We start from the raw sequence: 14,292 nt of genomic DNA, 5'->3' as shown, positions 1-14,292 counted from the left end.
ATCGGCGCTTCGCTTGTCCGGGACGACAGTTGAGTGTGCCGTACCAGCTTGGGTTAAATCCCAGGCCCCTCAAATCCCAAGCATCATCTTCGCGATGATATCGCGCTGGATCTCCGACGTGCCACCGAAGATCGTGTACGCACGCCCGTTGAGATATTCCGGCACCACTGTCAGCATCTCCTCCGGGATCGCCGGCTCGTGGTTGAGCCTGTAGAGCGGGCGCATCGGCTCGACGGCGAGGGCGTCGTGGCCGATCACGTCGACCCCGAGCCGCGTCACGGCCTGGCGGATCTCGCTGTTGCGCAGCTTCAGGATCGACGACACCGCGCCGGGATTTTGTCCGGTCTGGAGCGCCGAGAGCACGCGCAGCTCAGTCATCTCCAGCGCGTCGATGTCGATCTCGATCTCCGAGATGCGCGTCGCAATATCCGGACTGTTGATCGCGCGTCCGGTCAGGTCGGACTCGGCCAGCTCTGCGACCGCCTTCAGCCCCTCGCGCAGCTTCGCTGACGCGATGCCGGAGCCGCGCTCGAACTCGAGCAGGTACTTGCCATAGGTCCAGCCCTTGCCTTCCTCGCCGACGCGATTGGCGACGGGCACGCGTACGTCGTCGAAAAACACCTGGTTGACCTCGTGGTCGCCGCCGATGGTGAGAATGGGTCGCGTCGTGATGCCCGGTGTCTTCATGTCGATCAGGATGAAGCTGATGCCGTCCTGTTGCCGCTCGCCCTCGCTGGTGCGCACCAGCGCGAACATGCGGTTGGCGTGATGGGCATGCGTGGTCCAGATCTTGGTGCCGTTGATGATGTAGTCGTCGCCGTCGCGCACCGCGCGCGTCTTCAGTGAGGACAGGTCGGAGCCGGAGCCCGGCTCGGAATAGCCCTGGCACCAGTAATCCTCGCCGGAGAGAATCCGCGGCAGGTAAAAGTTCTTCTGCTCCGGCGAGCCAAAACCGATGATGACGGGCCCGACCATCTTCACGCCCATCACGTTCACATTCGGCACGCCCGCGCGCGCAGATTCGGTTTCAAAGATCCAGCGCTGCGCCGGCGTCCAGTCCGGGCCGCCATATTCGACCGGCCAGCCCGGCGCGCCCCAGCCCTGCCTGTGCAGCGCGCGCTGCCAGGCCATGCCGATATCCGGGTCGGAGAACACCGACGGCGTCAGCGCGGTCGCGCGCTTCATCTCGTCGGTGAGATTCTTTGCGATGAAGCCGCGCACCTCGCTCTGGAAGGCGCGCTCCTCGGCATTGAACGTGAGGTCCATGATGCGCTCCTTGGATCAGGTTGTGCGGCCAAGCTGGGCGTGGCGGGCATAATGATGCGCGCTGCCGCCGAACAGCGTGTCGAAGGCGACCAGGCGCTTGAAATAGGCGCCGACCTCGAGCTCCTCGGTGACGCCCATGCCGCCATGAAGCTGGATCGACTGCTCGCCGACGAAGCGGGCGCATTTGCCGATTTTGGCTTTCGCGCCTGATGCCGCCCGTGCGCGCTCGAGCGGCGCAGCATCCACCTTCAACGCCGCCCGCAGCGCCATCGAACGCGCCTCGTCGACCTGCATCGCCATGTCGGCGAGGCGGTGGCGGATCACCTGGTTGGCCGAGAGCGGCCGGCCGAACTGTTTTCGGATCTTGGTGTAGTCCAGCGTGGTGTCGAGCAGCGTCTGCATGATGCCGACGGCTTCGGCGCCAAGCGCGGCCATGGCGCGATCGACGGCCCATTCGATCGCGGGCAGCGCGTCGCTGCCGCCACCGAGGAGCGCGTCCTCCGGCAGCTCGAGGCCTGACAGCTCGATGTTGCAGGCCCGTCCGCCGCCGAGGCGTTGATAGTCACTCATGGCAACGCTCGGCGTTTTCGCCTGTACCAGGAACAGGCCGATCCGTCCCGAAGGTCCCTGATGATCGTGGATATGCGCGGAGACGATGATCTCGTCGGCAGCCTTGCCGTCGAGCACGGCGATCTTGCTGCCGGAAAGGCGCCAGCCCTCCGCCGTCTTGTGGGCGACGGTCGCGACCTTGGCGAGATCGAACCGCGCCGCGCGCTCGGAATGCGCAAAGGCGAGTTTTAGCGATCCGTCGGCGACCTTCGGCAGCCGCGCCTGCTTCTGCGCGGTGCTGCCGCACTTCTCGACCAGCGCCGCTCCGAGCACCACTGTCGCGATATACGGCTCGGACACCAGCCCGCGGCCGAAGGCTTCCATCAGAATCCCGATCTCGACCGCGCCGCCGCCGAGCCCGCCAAACTCCTCAGGGATCGGCAGCGCCAGCCAGCCGAGCTCGGCGAACTGCTTCCAGACATCAGGACTGTATCCGAGCGGATCGTTCGCCATCTTGCGGCGGTGGTCGGCGTCGTAGCTTTCGGCCACAAAACGTTCTGCGCTCTCGCGCAGCAGCCGTTGCTCGTCACTGAGATTGAGGTCCATGTCGTTACTCCGCGGCCGCCGGCGGCTTGCGCACGGACGGATGCAGGCCGGACGGATCTACGATCATGCCGAACTCCTGAAGATTATGGGCGTGACAGAGCTGATGCAGCGCAAAGGCCTGATCGATCGCGGCGGGCTGGCCCATCACGTCGACCGAGCGGTTCACCGCCTCCTTGGTCAGCTTCAGCGCAAAGGATGGTTTTGACGCGATCCGGCGCGCCAGTTCCAGCACGCGCGATGACAGCTCGGCGCGCGGCACGACCTGATTGACCATGCCGAGCTGATGCGCCTCTTGCGCGCTCCAGCTGTCCGCGGTGAACAGAAATTCCTTGGCCTTGCGCGGGCCGAGCTCCCAGGGATGCACGAACCATTCGACGCCGCAGACGCCCATGGTGACGACAGGATCGCAGAACTGCGCATCCTCGCTGGCGACGATGAGGTCGCAGGCCCAGGCCAGCATCAGACCGCCGGCGATGCACTTGCCGTGCACCTCGGCAATCGTGGGCTTGGCGAGATTACGCCAGCGCCGCGTGATCTGGAGATAGATTTCCTGCTCGCGTGCGAAGCGGCCATGCGCATTGGGTTCAGCAAATCCGCCCCAATTTCCTACCGGCGGAAAATGAACGCCTGCGACATTCTTGGCCCCGGGGCGCAGGTCATGGCCTGAGGAGAAGTGCGGCCCGTTGCCGGCGAGGATGATGACCTTGACCGCATCGTCCTGCACCGCCGCGTCGAAGGCGGCGTTGAGGTCGTAGGTCATTTGCAGGTTCTGCGCGTTGCGCGCCTCGGGCCGGTTCATGACGATCCGGGCGATCGCCGGCTCCGGCCGCTCCACGAGGATGGTCTCGAACGAGGACATCGTGCTTCCTCCCGGCGTTTCCTATGTTGTTTTGCCGGAGTTGACTATGCCAGCCGGGGATAGGCAAGAGGCTTGCGTTTGTCGGCTGGTGGTTGAGATGTGGTTTGAGTCATTCCGGGGCGGTGCGAAGCATCGAACCCGGAATCTCGAGATTCTCAGGTGCACAATTGCGCACCATAGTTCGCTTTGCGCCCCGGAATGACGTCGCCAAGCTGGCGCCGTGCGCGCTCAATCTGGTAATTTGCACCAGATTCCACCGGGAGAAATTTGATGCGCAAGATCCTGACAGTGCTGGCGGCGCTGACCTCGCTGACTCTGACGAACTGCGGCTACAACGCGATCCAGACCGAGGACGAGCAGATCAAGGGCAACTGGTCCGAGGTCGTGAACCAGTATCAGCGCCGTGCCGATCTCGTGCCCAATCTCGTCAACTCGGTGAAGGGCTTTGCGCAGCAGGAGAAGGACGTGCTGCTCGGCGTCACCAATGCGCGCGCCAAGGTCGGCAGCGTCCAGGCGACGCCGGAGGTGCTGAACGATCCCGCCGCCTTCCAGAAATTCCAGGCCGCCCAGGGCGAGCTCTCCAGCGCGCTGTCGCGGCTCCTTGTCGTCACCGAGAACTATCCGCAGCTCAAGTCGGACGCGCTGTTCAGGGATTTGATGTCGCAGCTCGAGGGCACCGAGAACCGCATCACGGTCGCCCGCAACCGCTACATCAAGGCGGTGCAGGACTATAACGTCACCATCCGCTCGTTCCCGACCAACCTCACCGCGATGGCGTTCGGCTACAAGGAGAAGCCGAATTTCTCGGTCGAGAACGAGAAGGAGATCTCGACCGCGCCGAAGGTGGATTTCAACCCTGCGCCTGCGCCGTCGAAGTAAGTGTAGTTCGTTTTGCGAATGGGCTTCACCCCACCCACCACCGTCATTCCCCGCGCAAGCGGGGAATCCAGTACGCCGCGGCTTCTCCGTATCCTGCAGGCGTCTCTGGAATACTGGATCGCCCGGTCAAACCGCGCGATGACAGCGAGGTTGTGGGGGGCGATAGCCCTAGTCGCTCTTGTGTTCACCTTCCCCTTCCCCGCCCTCGCCGACGTCGCTATCCCCCAGCTCACAGGCCGCGTGGTCGACCAGACCGGCACCTTGTCGAGCAGCGACATCGCCACACTGTCGCAGAAGCTGCGCGACTTCGAGACGCGCAAGGGCAGCCAGATCGCGGTCCTGATCGTACCGACGACGCAGCCCGAGACGATCGAGCAGTTCTCGATCCGCGTCGCGGAAGCGTGGAAGATCGGCCGCAAGAAGATCGATGATGGCGCGATCCTGATCGTCGCCAAGAACGACCGGCACTTGCGCATCGAGGTCGGCTACGGCCTCGAAGGCGCGCTCACCGACGTCACCTCGCGGCGCATCATCGACGAGATCATCACGCCGAAATTCAGGACAGGCGATTTTGGCGGCGGCATCTCGGACGGCGTCGACCGGATGATCCGCGTCATCGACGGCGAGCCACTGCCGGTTCCCTCACCGAGCGTGAATTTCGGCAATCTGGACGACCTCGGGCCGCTCTTCGTCGTGACGCTGTTCGCCTCAATCGGGGTCGGCGGGTTCTTCCGTGCCATGCTGGGGCCGCTGCTCGGTTCGCTGGCGACTGGCGGAATCATCGCAGCGTTGAGCTGGTTCATTCTCGGCTCTTTTGCGCTGGCCATGGCGCTCGGCGTCCTCGGCTTCATCATCGGGTTCATTGCCGATCTGTCCTCGGCGATGGCGCCGGCTACGCGGTCGTCGCGCGGCGGCGCGTGGTCGAGCGGCAGCTCGGGAGGGGCCTGGAGCAGCGGATCGTCATCCAGCGACAGCGGTAGCTTCAGCGGCGGGGGCGGCGGTTTCGGCGGCGGCGGCGCCTCGGGGAGCTGGTAGGTCATGAGCATCAAGCGCATTGCCAGACATCTCGTGCAGCATCATTGGCGGGCAAAGCAGATATTTCCGCAAGCCGTGCTTGACCGCATCGCGCAGGCGATCAAGCAGGGCGAGACCACCCATTGCGGCCAGGTCCGCTTCGTGGTGGAAGGCGCGCTCGACGGCCGCCCGCTGTTCCGCAATCAGCCGGCGCGCGAGCGCGCGCTCGACGTATTCTCGCATTTGCGGATCTGGGACACTGCGCATAACAACGGCGTGCTGATCTATCTCCTGCTCGCCGACCGCGACGTCGAGATCGTCGCCGATCGCGGCATCGACGCGAAGGTGGGTGCAGCGGGCTGGGAGACGATCTGCCGCGCGATGGAGGCGGAGTTCGCCGCGGGCCGGTTCGAGCCCGGCGTGATCGGCGGCATCGCTGCGGTGTCGCGGGAGCTGGCGAAGCACTTTCCACCGGCCGGCCCGCATCCGAACGAGCTGCCGGATGCGCCGGTGGTGATGTGACGGATAATGATGTGGACGGAGCAGGCACCGCCCGCTCCGTCATTGCGAGGAGCCCTTGCGACGAAGCAATCCAGACTGTCGCCGCAGAAGGACTCTGGATTGCTTCGCTGCGCTCGCAATGACGCTGTGGACGCGGCCATTCCGCGGCCGTTCATCTTGCCTGGTTACAAATTGTTTCACGCCCGCCACGCCGGTTCCATTTTCCCGACCCAATTCGGCCCCGGATGAGTTCCTAAAATTTCCGTAAGCGGGGTCCGCAGGTAAGGATTTCGCAAGCAATGAAAGTTACCAAAAGGTCAATCCAGACTGGAGTATTTGAGCTGTGAGCGAACCAATGCCCGAGCAGGCTGCCCAGGAAACCGGCGAACAGACGAGCGTTGCCGAGGCCGCCGCGCCGGAGGCCGTGGAGGCTGCCGCCGGCATCGAGGCCCCCTCGATCGCCCCCGATCATGAGGCGCCGCCCAAGCCTGATCCGGTGAGAGCAGATGCCCCCAGGATCGAACCGCCCCGGATCGAGGTGCCGAAGCTCGAAGCCAAGATCGAGAGCAAGGCCGAGACCAAGCCCGAGACGAAGCCTGAGCCGAAGCCCGCCCAGCTCATCGTGATGGCGCCCTCGGAGCGGTCCTGGGAGCGCGAGGAGTTTGCCCCGCATGTGAAGCCGGACACCCCGCGCGCGACCGGCGACACCCGCCGCCGCTCGGCGATGGCCGCGGTGGTCGCGATCGCCGCCAGCGTCGGTGCCATCAGCGGCGCGCTGGCGACCGCCGGCATGATGCATTTCGCAGCGCCGCCCCCCGCGCCGGTGCAGGTCGCCGATACCAGCGCACTGGAATCCTCGATCGCCCGGATCGATGCTGACCTCACCGCTCTCAGGGCCAATGTCGAGCACACTTCCAAGACCGGCCTAAGCCAGTTCAACCGGGCCAATGATCGCCTCGACAAGCTCGAGAAGGCACAGGCCGAGCCGATGGCCAAGATCGCGAAGCTTTCGGAGACCGTCGACAAGCTCCGTGCCACGCCGCCCGCCGCTCCCGCGCAGGCTGCGGCAGCGCCCGCCAAGGAAACCACCGGCTCGATCGCGCCGACCCAGGCTGCGGCCGCAGCCGCCACACCGGCTCCCGCGCCGGCCGCGCCGAAGACCGAGGTCGGCCGCCTGCCGACGCTCGAAGGCTGGAGGCTGCGCGACGTCGCCAATGGCGGCGCACTGATCGAGGGCCGCGACGGCCTCTATGAGGTCTATGCCGGCGATCCCATTCCCGGCCTGGGTCGTGTTGATGCGATCCGGCGCCAGGACGGCCGCTGGGTGGTCGTCACCAGCAAGGGCCTGATCGTGGCGCGCTGAGTGGCTCATATCCGACTTCCGAAGAGGCGCTTCACCACCCTGTGAAGCGCCTTTTTGCTTGAATAGGTGTCCTCGCGCGGTGTTACCTCAGGCATGAGCCGCGCGTTGCGAATTCTGGTTGCTGTTGCCGCATTGGTCGCCGGCGCCGTTCCGCTTTTCGCGGCGGAGAACGCGCTGATGCGCGGCACGGCGATCACCGATCCTGATCTGCTGAAGAAGCTCGACCAGCACGACGAACTCACGATCTCGCGCCTGCTCTGGCCGGAGCGGAATGCGGACTCTCCGCTGACGACCGAGCAGATGTTCTCGCAGCTGCCGCAGCTCAAGCAGATTCCACCCGCGATCGACGCGGAGCTCGAGCGCTACGTCGCCCAGCAGAAGGTGGCCTGGCCGAGCGAGACCATCGGCGTCGGCGAAGGCTTCGACGTGCAGCTGTTCGACCGGGCCAATCTGAAATCGCCCGACACGCGCTTCGTGATGGCCGGCATCGTCAACCGCATGGACCGCGCCTATGTCTCGGAAGAATCCTGCGGCGAAATTAGGTTGATCTATCGACTGGCACGTTTCGACACGGGGCCGGATGGGACCAAGACGGCAACGCGCCTGCCGATGACGTTCAATCTGGTGATGAAGGCGAGGGACCCGCGCCAGACGGATGCGAGCGGTAAGCCGCTCAACTGCGCCGAGGTCGCGCGGCGCTGGCTCGACAATAGCGGCTGGCAGGGGCTAATCGGCGGCGGAATTCATCCCTCCGACGCCATGCTCGACCGCATCGAGACCAACATCCAGGTCTCCGTCGCGCCGAAATCGGCGCTGCACGATTTCCGCTCCGACTATCTGCTCAAGGTGTTCAAGTACGATGCCGCGACGAAGACGTTCGAGGAATCGGCGCTGGAGAACCAGATCGACCGCGACCGCATCCTCGCCGACGATGCGCTTCGCCGCGAATTCAGGGACTGGCTGCTTGCGCCGGAAAATCTGCGCGCGTTCGATCGCGGCACCGTGCTGATCCCCGAGATATTCCTGGCCAAGGCCGCGCTGGTGCCGACGCCGGCCGGGCTCGATGCCTCCGCGCTGCAGCCGGAATTCGGCATGATGGAGGGCGAGGGCAAGGACAATCCGGTGTTCACCGACAACGACGTGGTCGGCGCGCTGAAGCAGGCGGCTGCGCGCGGAGACATCCAGAACATCCGCTCGGTCGCCGGCTTCCAGCGCCGCCTCAACGACGTCACCTGCGCCGGCTGCCACCAGACCCGCGGCATCGGCGGCTTTCATTTCCCGGGCGTTGACTGGCTCGCGGACAAGCCGTCCAACTCCACCATCGTGCCGGCCTCGCCGCATTTTGTCGGCGACCAGCTCCGCCGTCGCGAGATACTGACCGCGTTCGCCGCGGGCAAACGCCCCGATTTCTCACGCGGATTTGCCAGCCGGCCGCAGACCCGCGGCAGCCAAGAGCTCGCCGGCAGCGAATATCAGGACGGCTGGGGCGCACATTGTTCCCTGCAAAATGCGGGATCGGGAACGCGGGACGAGAGTTTTACGTCATGGAGCTGTGCTAAAGGTTTGACCTGTCAGGCTGCCGCGGCCTCGCGCCGCATCGGCATGTGCTTCATCAAGACGCGCTAGCGCGTGATCCGAAAAAGTGTGTAGCGGTTTTTCGAAAAGATCACGCGCAAGATAAAGCCAAGCAAGCGATTTGATTGACCCATGACGGACACCAGCGAAGCCAACAAGGAGCGCAATCGCGAGATCGCGCGCAATGAAGAGGCCAAACAGGTCACCGGCAGCGTGCGCGTCAGCATCTGGGCGGTCGCGGTGGTCGTGATCGTCGGCGGGGTTTTGTTCACGCTCGGCTGGCTGGCGTTGAGGTAGGTGCGAGTTCACCTCGTCCTGCTTGCGGGGCCAGGTCGGATTGCATCGAAGATGCAATCCGGGTGAGGGGGTACAGGTCCATCGACCGTCTCACGTGTGGAGAGAGGCCGCTCACCCCAACCCTCTCCCGTAAGAACGGGGCGAGGGAGAAGAAACCCTCACTTCGCGTAATTCGTCATCCGCTTACCCGGCAACAGCTCATACGCCGATTTCCAGGCGGGCAGCGCGGCCATGCGGCCGAGCCAGGCGTGGATCGCGGGATGGCTCGCCGCGAAATCGAAGCCGTGCTCATCGCTCGGATAGTGCAGATACGCCATCATCGAGATATCGGCGACCGTCGGCTTTGCTCCGATCGCGAATACATTGTGCTGGAGGTGCCCGTCGAGAATCCCGAGGAAGTCGTCCAGCCGCCGGCGAAAATGCTTCAGCACCTGCGGGTCGTTCTTCTCGGTGAAGGCGCGCATGAAGCGATAGGTTGCCATGTAGCCGGTGAGCTTGTGGTTGTCCCAGAACAGCCAGCGCAACAGCTCGAATTTTTCATCCTCGGTCTCGGCACCGAACCGGCCATACTGCTCGGCGAGTCTCAAGAGGAGCGGCGCGGTCTGCGTCATCTTCACGCCGTCCACTTCGAGCACGGGAATCTCGCCCATCTCGTTGACGGCCTTACGCCATTCCGCCGTGCGGGTGACGCCGCCGCCAAAGTCGGTCCACACCGGCTCGAAGGTCTCGCCGCAAAGCGTCAGCATCAGTGCAAGCTTGTAGCTGTTGCCGGATTCCGGGAAGTAGTGCAGGCGGTAGCTGGGCATGGGACCTCACGGCATTTGTGTTTTGCCGATGATTATACCGCGCCGGCTCTACGTCGTCATTGCGAGCGCAGCGAAGCAATCCAGCAATGCATCCGCGGTGGGATTTTGGATTGCTTCGCTGCGCTCGCAATGACGGGGTTAGAGCGGTGCGTCCCTTACCCCACCGCCCCCTTCGACCGCAGCTCCTTGATCGCCGCCTCGTCGTATCCCGCCCCGCGCAAAATCTCGTCACTGTGCTCGCCGACCGCGGGCGGCTTGCGCGGCTGGACCTTCTTGACGCCGTCGATCCAGATCGGACTGGAGATGGTGAGCATGGTGTCATTCTCGAACGGCACCAGCACCTCGTTGTCGAGCATCTGCTTGTCGTTCGGGATGTCGTCGAGAATGCCGACGATGCCGAACACGAGGCCGTTGCCGTCGAGAATCTTTCGCCACTCGGCGAGATCCTTGGTGGCAAAAGTCTCGTCAAAGATCTTGATCAGTTCCACCGAGCGGGCGTGGCGGTCGGGCTTGGTGGCGAAGCGCGGATCGGTGATGAGGTCTTCGCGTCCGAGGCACTTCGCCAGCGTCGGAAACTGCTTCTCCTCGTTCAGCAGCGACAGGATCAGCCAGCGGCCGTCCTTGCACTGGTAGTGGTTGGCAACCGCGTTGAGCGCGCGCTCGCGCGGGCGGCGCTCGCCGAACTTGGCGCCGCAGAGCTTTGCCTGCGCCAGCACGCTCGCGGCCCACACGCCATTCGCCATCAAATTGGAGGCGACATGCGAGCCCTTGCCTGTCTTCTCGCGCTGGTACAGCGCGGTGACGATCGCGCCGTAGAACGCCATGGCGCAGGGATGGTCGCCCATGCCGGCGACCGAGCGCGCCGGCGTGGTGTTGGTATCGGCGCGGACGAGGTCCATCAGGCCGGAGCGCGCCCAATAGGCGTTGCTGTCGAAGCCGGGCTTGTTGGCTTCCTCGCCTTTCTCGCCATAGCCGGTGAAGGAGGCATAGATCAGCCGGTCGTTGAGATGGGCGAGGTGGTCATAGGTGATGCCGAGCTTGGCGCGCACCGGCGGCGGCATGTTGGTGATGAAGACGTCGGCCTCTTCCACCAGCTTGTAGAGCACGGCCTGTGCTTCCGGCTTTGCGAGATCGAGCGCGATGCTCTTCTTGTTGCGGGCCTCCAGCAGCCAGGCGAAATTGTGCTCGCCGGTGGGATAGCCGGGCAGGTTGGGCAGGTTGCGATAGGGATCCCCAGCGCCGGGCGGCTCGATCTTGATGACGTCGGCGCCGAAATCCGACAGCACGGTCGCGGCCGCGGGCGCTGCGATGAAGCTCGCGCAGTCCAGAACCTTCAGCCCCGCAAAAATGCCCTTGTCCATCGCGGCGTTGCTCCCTCGCTCTTGTCGTTTCCCGCGCGCTGGAATTGGCGCAGGCAAAGTCACGGAGCACTTAGACCGATGTTTCGCCGGGATGCAACGGCGCCGGGCGCAGGGCCCAGCTGCATCCGGGCCGCGAATTCAGACGCGTCCTCACTCCTCCCCCGCCAGCAGCGCCGCATTGCCACCTGCTGCCGCGGTGTTGATCGTCACGGTCTGCTCGGTCGCAAACCGCGCAAGATAGTGCGGGCCGCCGGCCTTGGGGCCGGTTCCAGACAGGCCATTGCCGCCGAACGGCTGCACGCCGACCACGGCGCCGATCATGTTGCGGTTGACATAGATGTTGCCGATCTGGACGCGATCGATGATGGCTTCGATGGTGTCGTCGATGCGCGAGTGGACGCCGAGCGTGAGCCCGTAGCCGGTGCGCGCGATCGCCTGCAGCACGCGCTCGAGGTTCTCGGCACGGTAGCGCACGACGTGGAGGATCGGGCCGAACACTTCCTCTTTGAGCTGGCCGGCTTCCTTGAGCTCGAAGATGTGCGGCGCGACGAAACAGCCTTCGGGCGCGCTGCCGGCAAAGTGCAGCTTCGCCTCGCGCGTCATTCGCGCGATGTGCGCATCGAGCTTCTGCTTGGCCTCCCGGTCGATCACCGGGCCGACGTGGGTTGCGACATCTGCGGGATCGCCGATCTTCAATTCGCGCGCCGCGCCCGCGATCATCTCGATCATGCGGTCGGCGACGTCCTCCTGCACGAACAAGAGCCGCAACGCCGAGCACCGTTGGCCGGCGGAACGGAACGCCGATGTCACGACGTCGTCGGCAACCTGCTCCGGCAGCGCGGTCGCATCGGCGATCATCGCGTTGATGCCGCCGGTCTCCGCGATCAGCGGCACGATCGGCCCGTCCTTGGCAGCAAGCGTCCGGTTGATCAGGCGCGCCACTTCAGTCGAGCCGGTGAACACGACGCCGGCGATGTCCTGGTGCGCAGTCAGGACGGCACCGATGCGGCCGTCGCCGGTGACGAGATGCAGCGCGCTTTTCGGGATGCCGGCCTCGTGCAGCAAAGCGACGGCCTCGCGCGCGATGCGCGGCGTCTGCTCGGCCGGTTTTGCCACGACGCTGTTGCCGGCCATCAGCGCCGCTGTGACCTGACCGAGGAAGATTGCCAGCGGAAAATTCCACGGTGAGATCGCGACGAATACGCCGCGGCCGCGCATCGCGAGCGCGTTGCTCTCGCCGGTCGGCCCCGGCATCGCGGCATCGGTGCCGAACAGTTTTCGGCCCTGCGCGGCATAGTAACGGCAGAAATCGGCGGCCTCACGCAGCTCCGACAGCGCGTCCTCGAGCGTCTTGCCGCCCTCGCTTTGCAGCAGTGCGATGAAATGCGCGCCCCGGCTCTCCAGAAGATGCGCGGCCTGCTCCAGCGCTGCCGCGCGCACGGCCGCCGGCGTCCGGCTCCAGGCTGCGAAGCCGGCACGTGCCGAGGCCACCGCCGCGTTGGCCTGATCCGGCGTCGCATCGGCAATGGGCTTCAAATCTGCCGCTTCAGCCCTGACGTCCGTCAGCAACCGATCGAGCGCGGCGCGCTCGCCGAACTCGATGCCGCGCGAATTGCGCCGCTCCGGCGCGAACAGATCGCCCGGCAACGGAATTTTGGGATGCACCGCCGCCTCGGGTCGGACGATGACATCCGCCGGCCGCTGCAACAGTGCGGAAACGGGGACGCGATAATCGGCCGCCTGCGCCACGAACGAAGAGTTGGCGCCGTTCTCCAAGAGCCGCCGCACCAGATAAGCGAGCAGATCGCGATGGCTGCCGACCGGCGCATAGGTGCGGTAGGCGATATCAGGGTGATCCTTGGCGAGCTGCTCGTAGAGCGCTTCACCCATACCGTGCAAACGCTGGAATTCGAAGCCGCCGCTGCCGTGCGCAAGCTCCAGCACGGTCGCGACCGTCAGCGCGTTGTGAGTGGCGAATTGTGGGAAGATGCGCGGCCGCAAGGCCAGCATCTTGGCGGCACAGGCGACGTAGTTGAGATCCGTCATTGCCTTGCGCGTGAACACGGGATAGCCGTCGAGCCCGCGCTCCTGCGCGCGCTTGATTTCGGTGTCCCAATAGGCGCCCTTGACGAGGCGCACCATCAGCTTGCGGTCATGCGCGCGCGCCAGGGCGTCGACATAATCGATCACCGCGCTGGCGCGCTTCTGATAGGCCTGGATCGCGAGACCAAAGCCATCCCAGCCGGCCAGCGAGGGATCGGCGAGCGTCGCCGCGATCACGTCGAGCGACAGCTCCAGCCGGTCGGCCTCCTCGGCGTCGACGGTGAAGTTCAAGTCGTGGGCCTTGGCCCGCTGAGCGAGGTCCAGCAGCAGCGGCACCAGCTCGGCCATCACGCGGTCGCGGCTGATCGCCTCGAAACGCGGATGCAGCGCCGAGAGCTTGACCGAGATGCCGGGTCGGTCGGGCAGGGGATGATCACCGGCCGCCTTGCCGATAGTCTCGATCGCACTGGCATAGGCATCGAAATAGCGCTTGGCGTCCGCCGCCGTGCGGGCGCCTTCGCCGAGCATGTCGAAGGAATAGCGCGGCTTCTGGCCTGAGCGCGGCCTGCCCCGCTCCAGCGCCTGCTCGATGGTCTCGCCCAGCACGAAATGATTGCCCATCAGCCGCATCGCCTGGCGCGTCGCGGTGCGCACCGCCGGGGCGCCGAGCCGCTTCACGAGGCGGCCGATGGTGCCGTCGGGCGTCTCGCCGGGCTGGATCACCCGCGCCGACAAGCCGAGCGCCCAGGCCGAGGCATTGACCAGAAACGCCGTGGACTTGGTCTCGTGATGGATGAAGTCGCCCTCGCCGAGCTTGTCCTCGATGAACTGGTCGGCCGTGCGGGTATCAGGCACGCGCAGCAGTGCTTCGGCCAGCACCATCAGCGCCAGCCCCTCCTTGGTCGAGAGCGCGAACTCGCGCAGCATGTCCTCGACGCCCCCGAGCCGGTCATCGCGCTTGCGGATCGCCTCGATCAGCCGCGTCGCGGTGCGGTCGATCCGCGCCTCCTGCGGCGGCGCCAGATGCGAGGCGGGCAGAAGCTTTGCCGCGATCTCGGCATCGTCGGGCGCGTACGGCGCGGTGAAGGGGGGAATGTTCGGCATGGCGTGTCCTGTGGCTGAAATCCAAGATAAGGCCGGCATGACCGTCGTTCGATAGACAATCTAGTTGTT

The 14,292-nt window shown here is 65.2% G+C and carries 12 protein-coding genes; 6 read left to right on the top strand and 6 right to left on the bottom strand.

The features are described 5' to 3' along the window. Window positions 1–69: 69 nt before the first annotated feature. The 3 genes from AC5V87_RS34210 to AC5V87_RS34200 are packed head-to-tail and all read right to left on the bottom strand — an operon-like array spanning window position 70 to window position 3,280. Window positions 70–1,266, bottom strand: a complete 1,197-nt coding sequence (locus tag AC5V87_RS34210; RefSeq protein WP_495369123.1) for an acyl-CoA dehydrogenase family protein — start codon at window positions 1,264–1,266, stop codon at window positions 70–72. Between the two features lie 15 nt (window positions 1,267–1,281). Then, on the bottom strand, window positions 1,282–2,421 hold the full coding sequence (locus tag AC5V87_RS34205) for an acyl-CoA dehydrogenase family protein (RefSeq protein ID WP_456842719.1): 1,140 nt from the start codon (window positions 2,419–2,421) through the stop codon (window positions 1,282–1,284). A 4-nt stretch (window positions 2,422–2,425) separates the two neighbouring features. Continuing rightward, entirely contained in the window at window positions 2,426–3,280 is an 855-nt protein-coding gene (locus AC5V87_RS34200) for an enoyl-CoA hydratase (protein ID WP_456842720.1), read from the bottom strand. Window positions 3,281–3,550: 270 nt separating this feature from the next. Here AC5V87_RS34200 and AC5V87_RS34195 point away from each other — a divergent pair, with 270 nt between their 5' ends. The 6 genes from AC5V87_RS34195 to AC5V87_RS34170 all read left to right on the top strand — a co-directional run bounded on the left by AC5V87_RS34195 (window position 3,551) and on the right by AC5V87_RS34170 (window position 8,909). Further along, window positions 3,551–4,159, top strand: coding sequence for a LemA family protein (locus tag AC5V87_RS34195; protein ID WP_456842721.1), 609 nt, complete (start codon window positions 3,551–3,553; stop codon window positions 4,157–4,159). A 138-nt stretch (window positions 4,160–4,297) separates the two neighbouring features. Next, window positions 4,298–5,194: a TPM domain-containing protein gene (locus AC5V87_RS34190; protein ID WP_495369122.1), complete on the top strand. Its 897-nt coding sequence runs from the start codon at window positions 4,298–4,300 to the stop codon at window positions 5,192–5,194. A gap of 3 nt (window positions 5,195–5,197) precedes the next feature. Beyond that, window positions 5,198–5,695: a TPM domain-containing protein gene (locus AC5V87_RS34185; RefSeq protein ID WP_456842723.1), complete on the top strand. Its 498-nt coding sequence runs from the start codon at window positions 5,198–5,200 to the stop codon at window positions 5,693–5,695. 334 nt (window positions 5,696–6,029) lie between these two features. Next, window positions 6,030–7,037, top strand: coding sequence for a hypothetical protein (locus AC5V87_RS34180; protein ID WP_495369121.1), 1,008 nt, complete (start codon window positions 6,030–6,032; stop codon window positions 7,035–7,037). 93 nt (window positions 7,038–7,130) lie between these two features. Beyond that, entirely contained in the window at window positions 7,131–8,663 is a 1,533-nt protein-coding gene (locus AC5V87_RS34175) for a hypothetical protein (protein ID WP_495369120.1), read from the top strand. A gap of 81 nt (window positions 8,664–8,744) precedes the next feature. Further along, the gene (locus AC5V87_RS34170) at window positions 8,745–8,909 is read left to right on the top strand and encodes a hypothetical protein (RefSeq protein ID WP_456842726.1); all 165 of its coding nucleotides are present in this window, start codon (window positions 8,745–8,747) and stop codon (window positions 8,907–8,909) included. A 158-nt stretch (window positions 8,910–9,067) separates the two neighbouring features. Here AC5V87_RS34170 and AC5V87_RS34165 read toward each other — a convergent pair whose 3' ends face one another. From AC5V87_RS34165 to putA, 3 genes are all read right to left on the bottom strand, one after another. After that, on the bottom strand, window positions 9,068–9,715 hold the full coding sequence (locus AC5V87_RS34165) for a glutathione S-transferase family protein (protein ID WP_456842727.1): 648 nt from the start codon (window positions 9,713–9,715) through the stop codon (window positions 9,068–9,070). Between the two features lie 155 nt (window positions 9,716–9,870). Continuing rightward, entirely contained in the window at window positions 9,871–11,076 is a 1,206-nt protein-coding gene (locus AC5V87_RS34160) for a CaiB/BaiF CoA transferase family protein (protein WP_456842728.1), read from the bottom strand. Window positions 11,077–11,226: 150 nt separating this feature from the next. Continuing rightward, window positions 11,227–14,223 (bottom strand): bifunctional proline dehydrogenase/L-glutamate gamma-semialdehyde dehydrogenase PutA, encoded by a 2,997-nt coding sequence (gene putA, locus AC5V87_RS34155; RefSeq protein WP_495369119.1) that lies wholly within the window; start codon window positions 14,221–14,223, stop codon window positions 11,227–11,229. Between the last annotated feature and the right edge of the window lie 69 nt (window positions 14,224–14,292).

The sequence above is a fragment of the Bradyrhizobium sp. SOJA106 genome (assembly GCF_059448745.1).
The sequence above is the reverse complement of the archived record's forward strand: the minus strand, read 5'-3'. Positions and strand labels throughout refer to the sequence as shown.

Bases quoted from the DNA above. Each gene is read 5' to 3' on its own strand.
- AC5V87_RS34185 (WP_456842723.1), top strand. From the start codon at position 5,198: ATGAGCATCAAGCGCATTGCCAGACATCTCGTGCAGCATCATTGGCGG.
- AC5V87_RS34190 (WP_495369122.1), top strand. From the start codon at position 4,298: ATGACAGCGAGGTTGTGGGGGGCGATAGCCCTAGTCGCTCTTGTGTTC.
- putA (WP_495369119.1), bottom strand. From the start codon at position 14,223: ATGCCGAACATTCCCCCCTTCACCGCGCCGTACGCGCCCGACGATGCC.
- AC5V87_RS34180 (WP_495369121.1), top strand. From the start codon at position 6,030: ATGCCCGAGCAGGCTGCCCAGGAAACCGGCGAACAGACGAGCGTTGCC.
- AC5V87_RS34165 (WP_456842727.1), bottom strand. From the start codon at position 9,715: ATGCCCAGCTACCGCCTGCACTACTTCCCGGAATCCGGCAACAGCTAC.
- AC5V87_RS34175 (WP_495369120.1), top strand. From the start codon at position 7,131: ATGAGCCGCGCGTTGCGAATTCTGGTTGCTGTTGCCGCATTGGTCGCC.
- AC5V87_RS34205 (WP_456842719.1), bottom strand. From the start codon at position 2,421: ATGGACCTCAATCTCAGTGACGAGCAACGGCTGCTGCGCGAGAGCGCA.
- AC5V87_RS34160 (WP_456842728.1), bottom strand. From the start codon at position 11,076: ATGGACAAGGGCATTTTTGCGGGGCTGAAGGTTCTGGACTGCGCGAGC.
- AC5V87_RS34195 (WP_456842721.1), top strand. From the start codon at position 3,551: ATGCGCAAGATCCTGACAGTGCTGGCGGCGCTGACCTCGCTGACTCTG.
- AC5V87_RS34210 (WP_495369123.1), bottom strand. From the start codon at position 1,266: ATGGACCTCACGTTCAATGCCGAGGAGCGCGCCTTCCAGAGCGAGGTG.
- AC5V87_RS34170 (WP_456842726.1), top strand. From the start codon at position 8,745: ATGACGGACACCAGCGAAGCCAACAAGGAGCGCAATCGCGAGATCGCG.
- AC5V87_RS34200 (WP_456842720.1), bottom strand. From the start codon at position 3,280: ATGTCCTCGTTCGAGACCATCCTCGTGGAGCGGCCGGAGCCGGCGATC.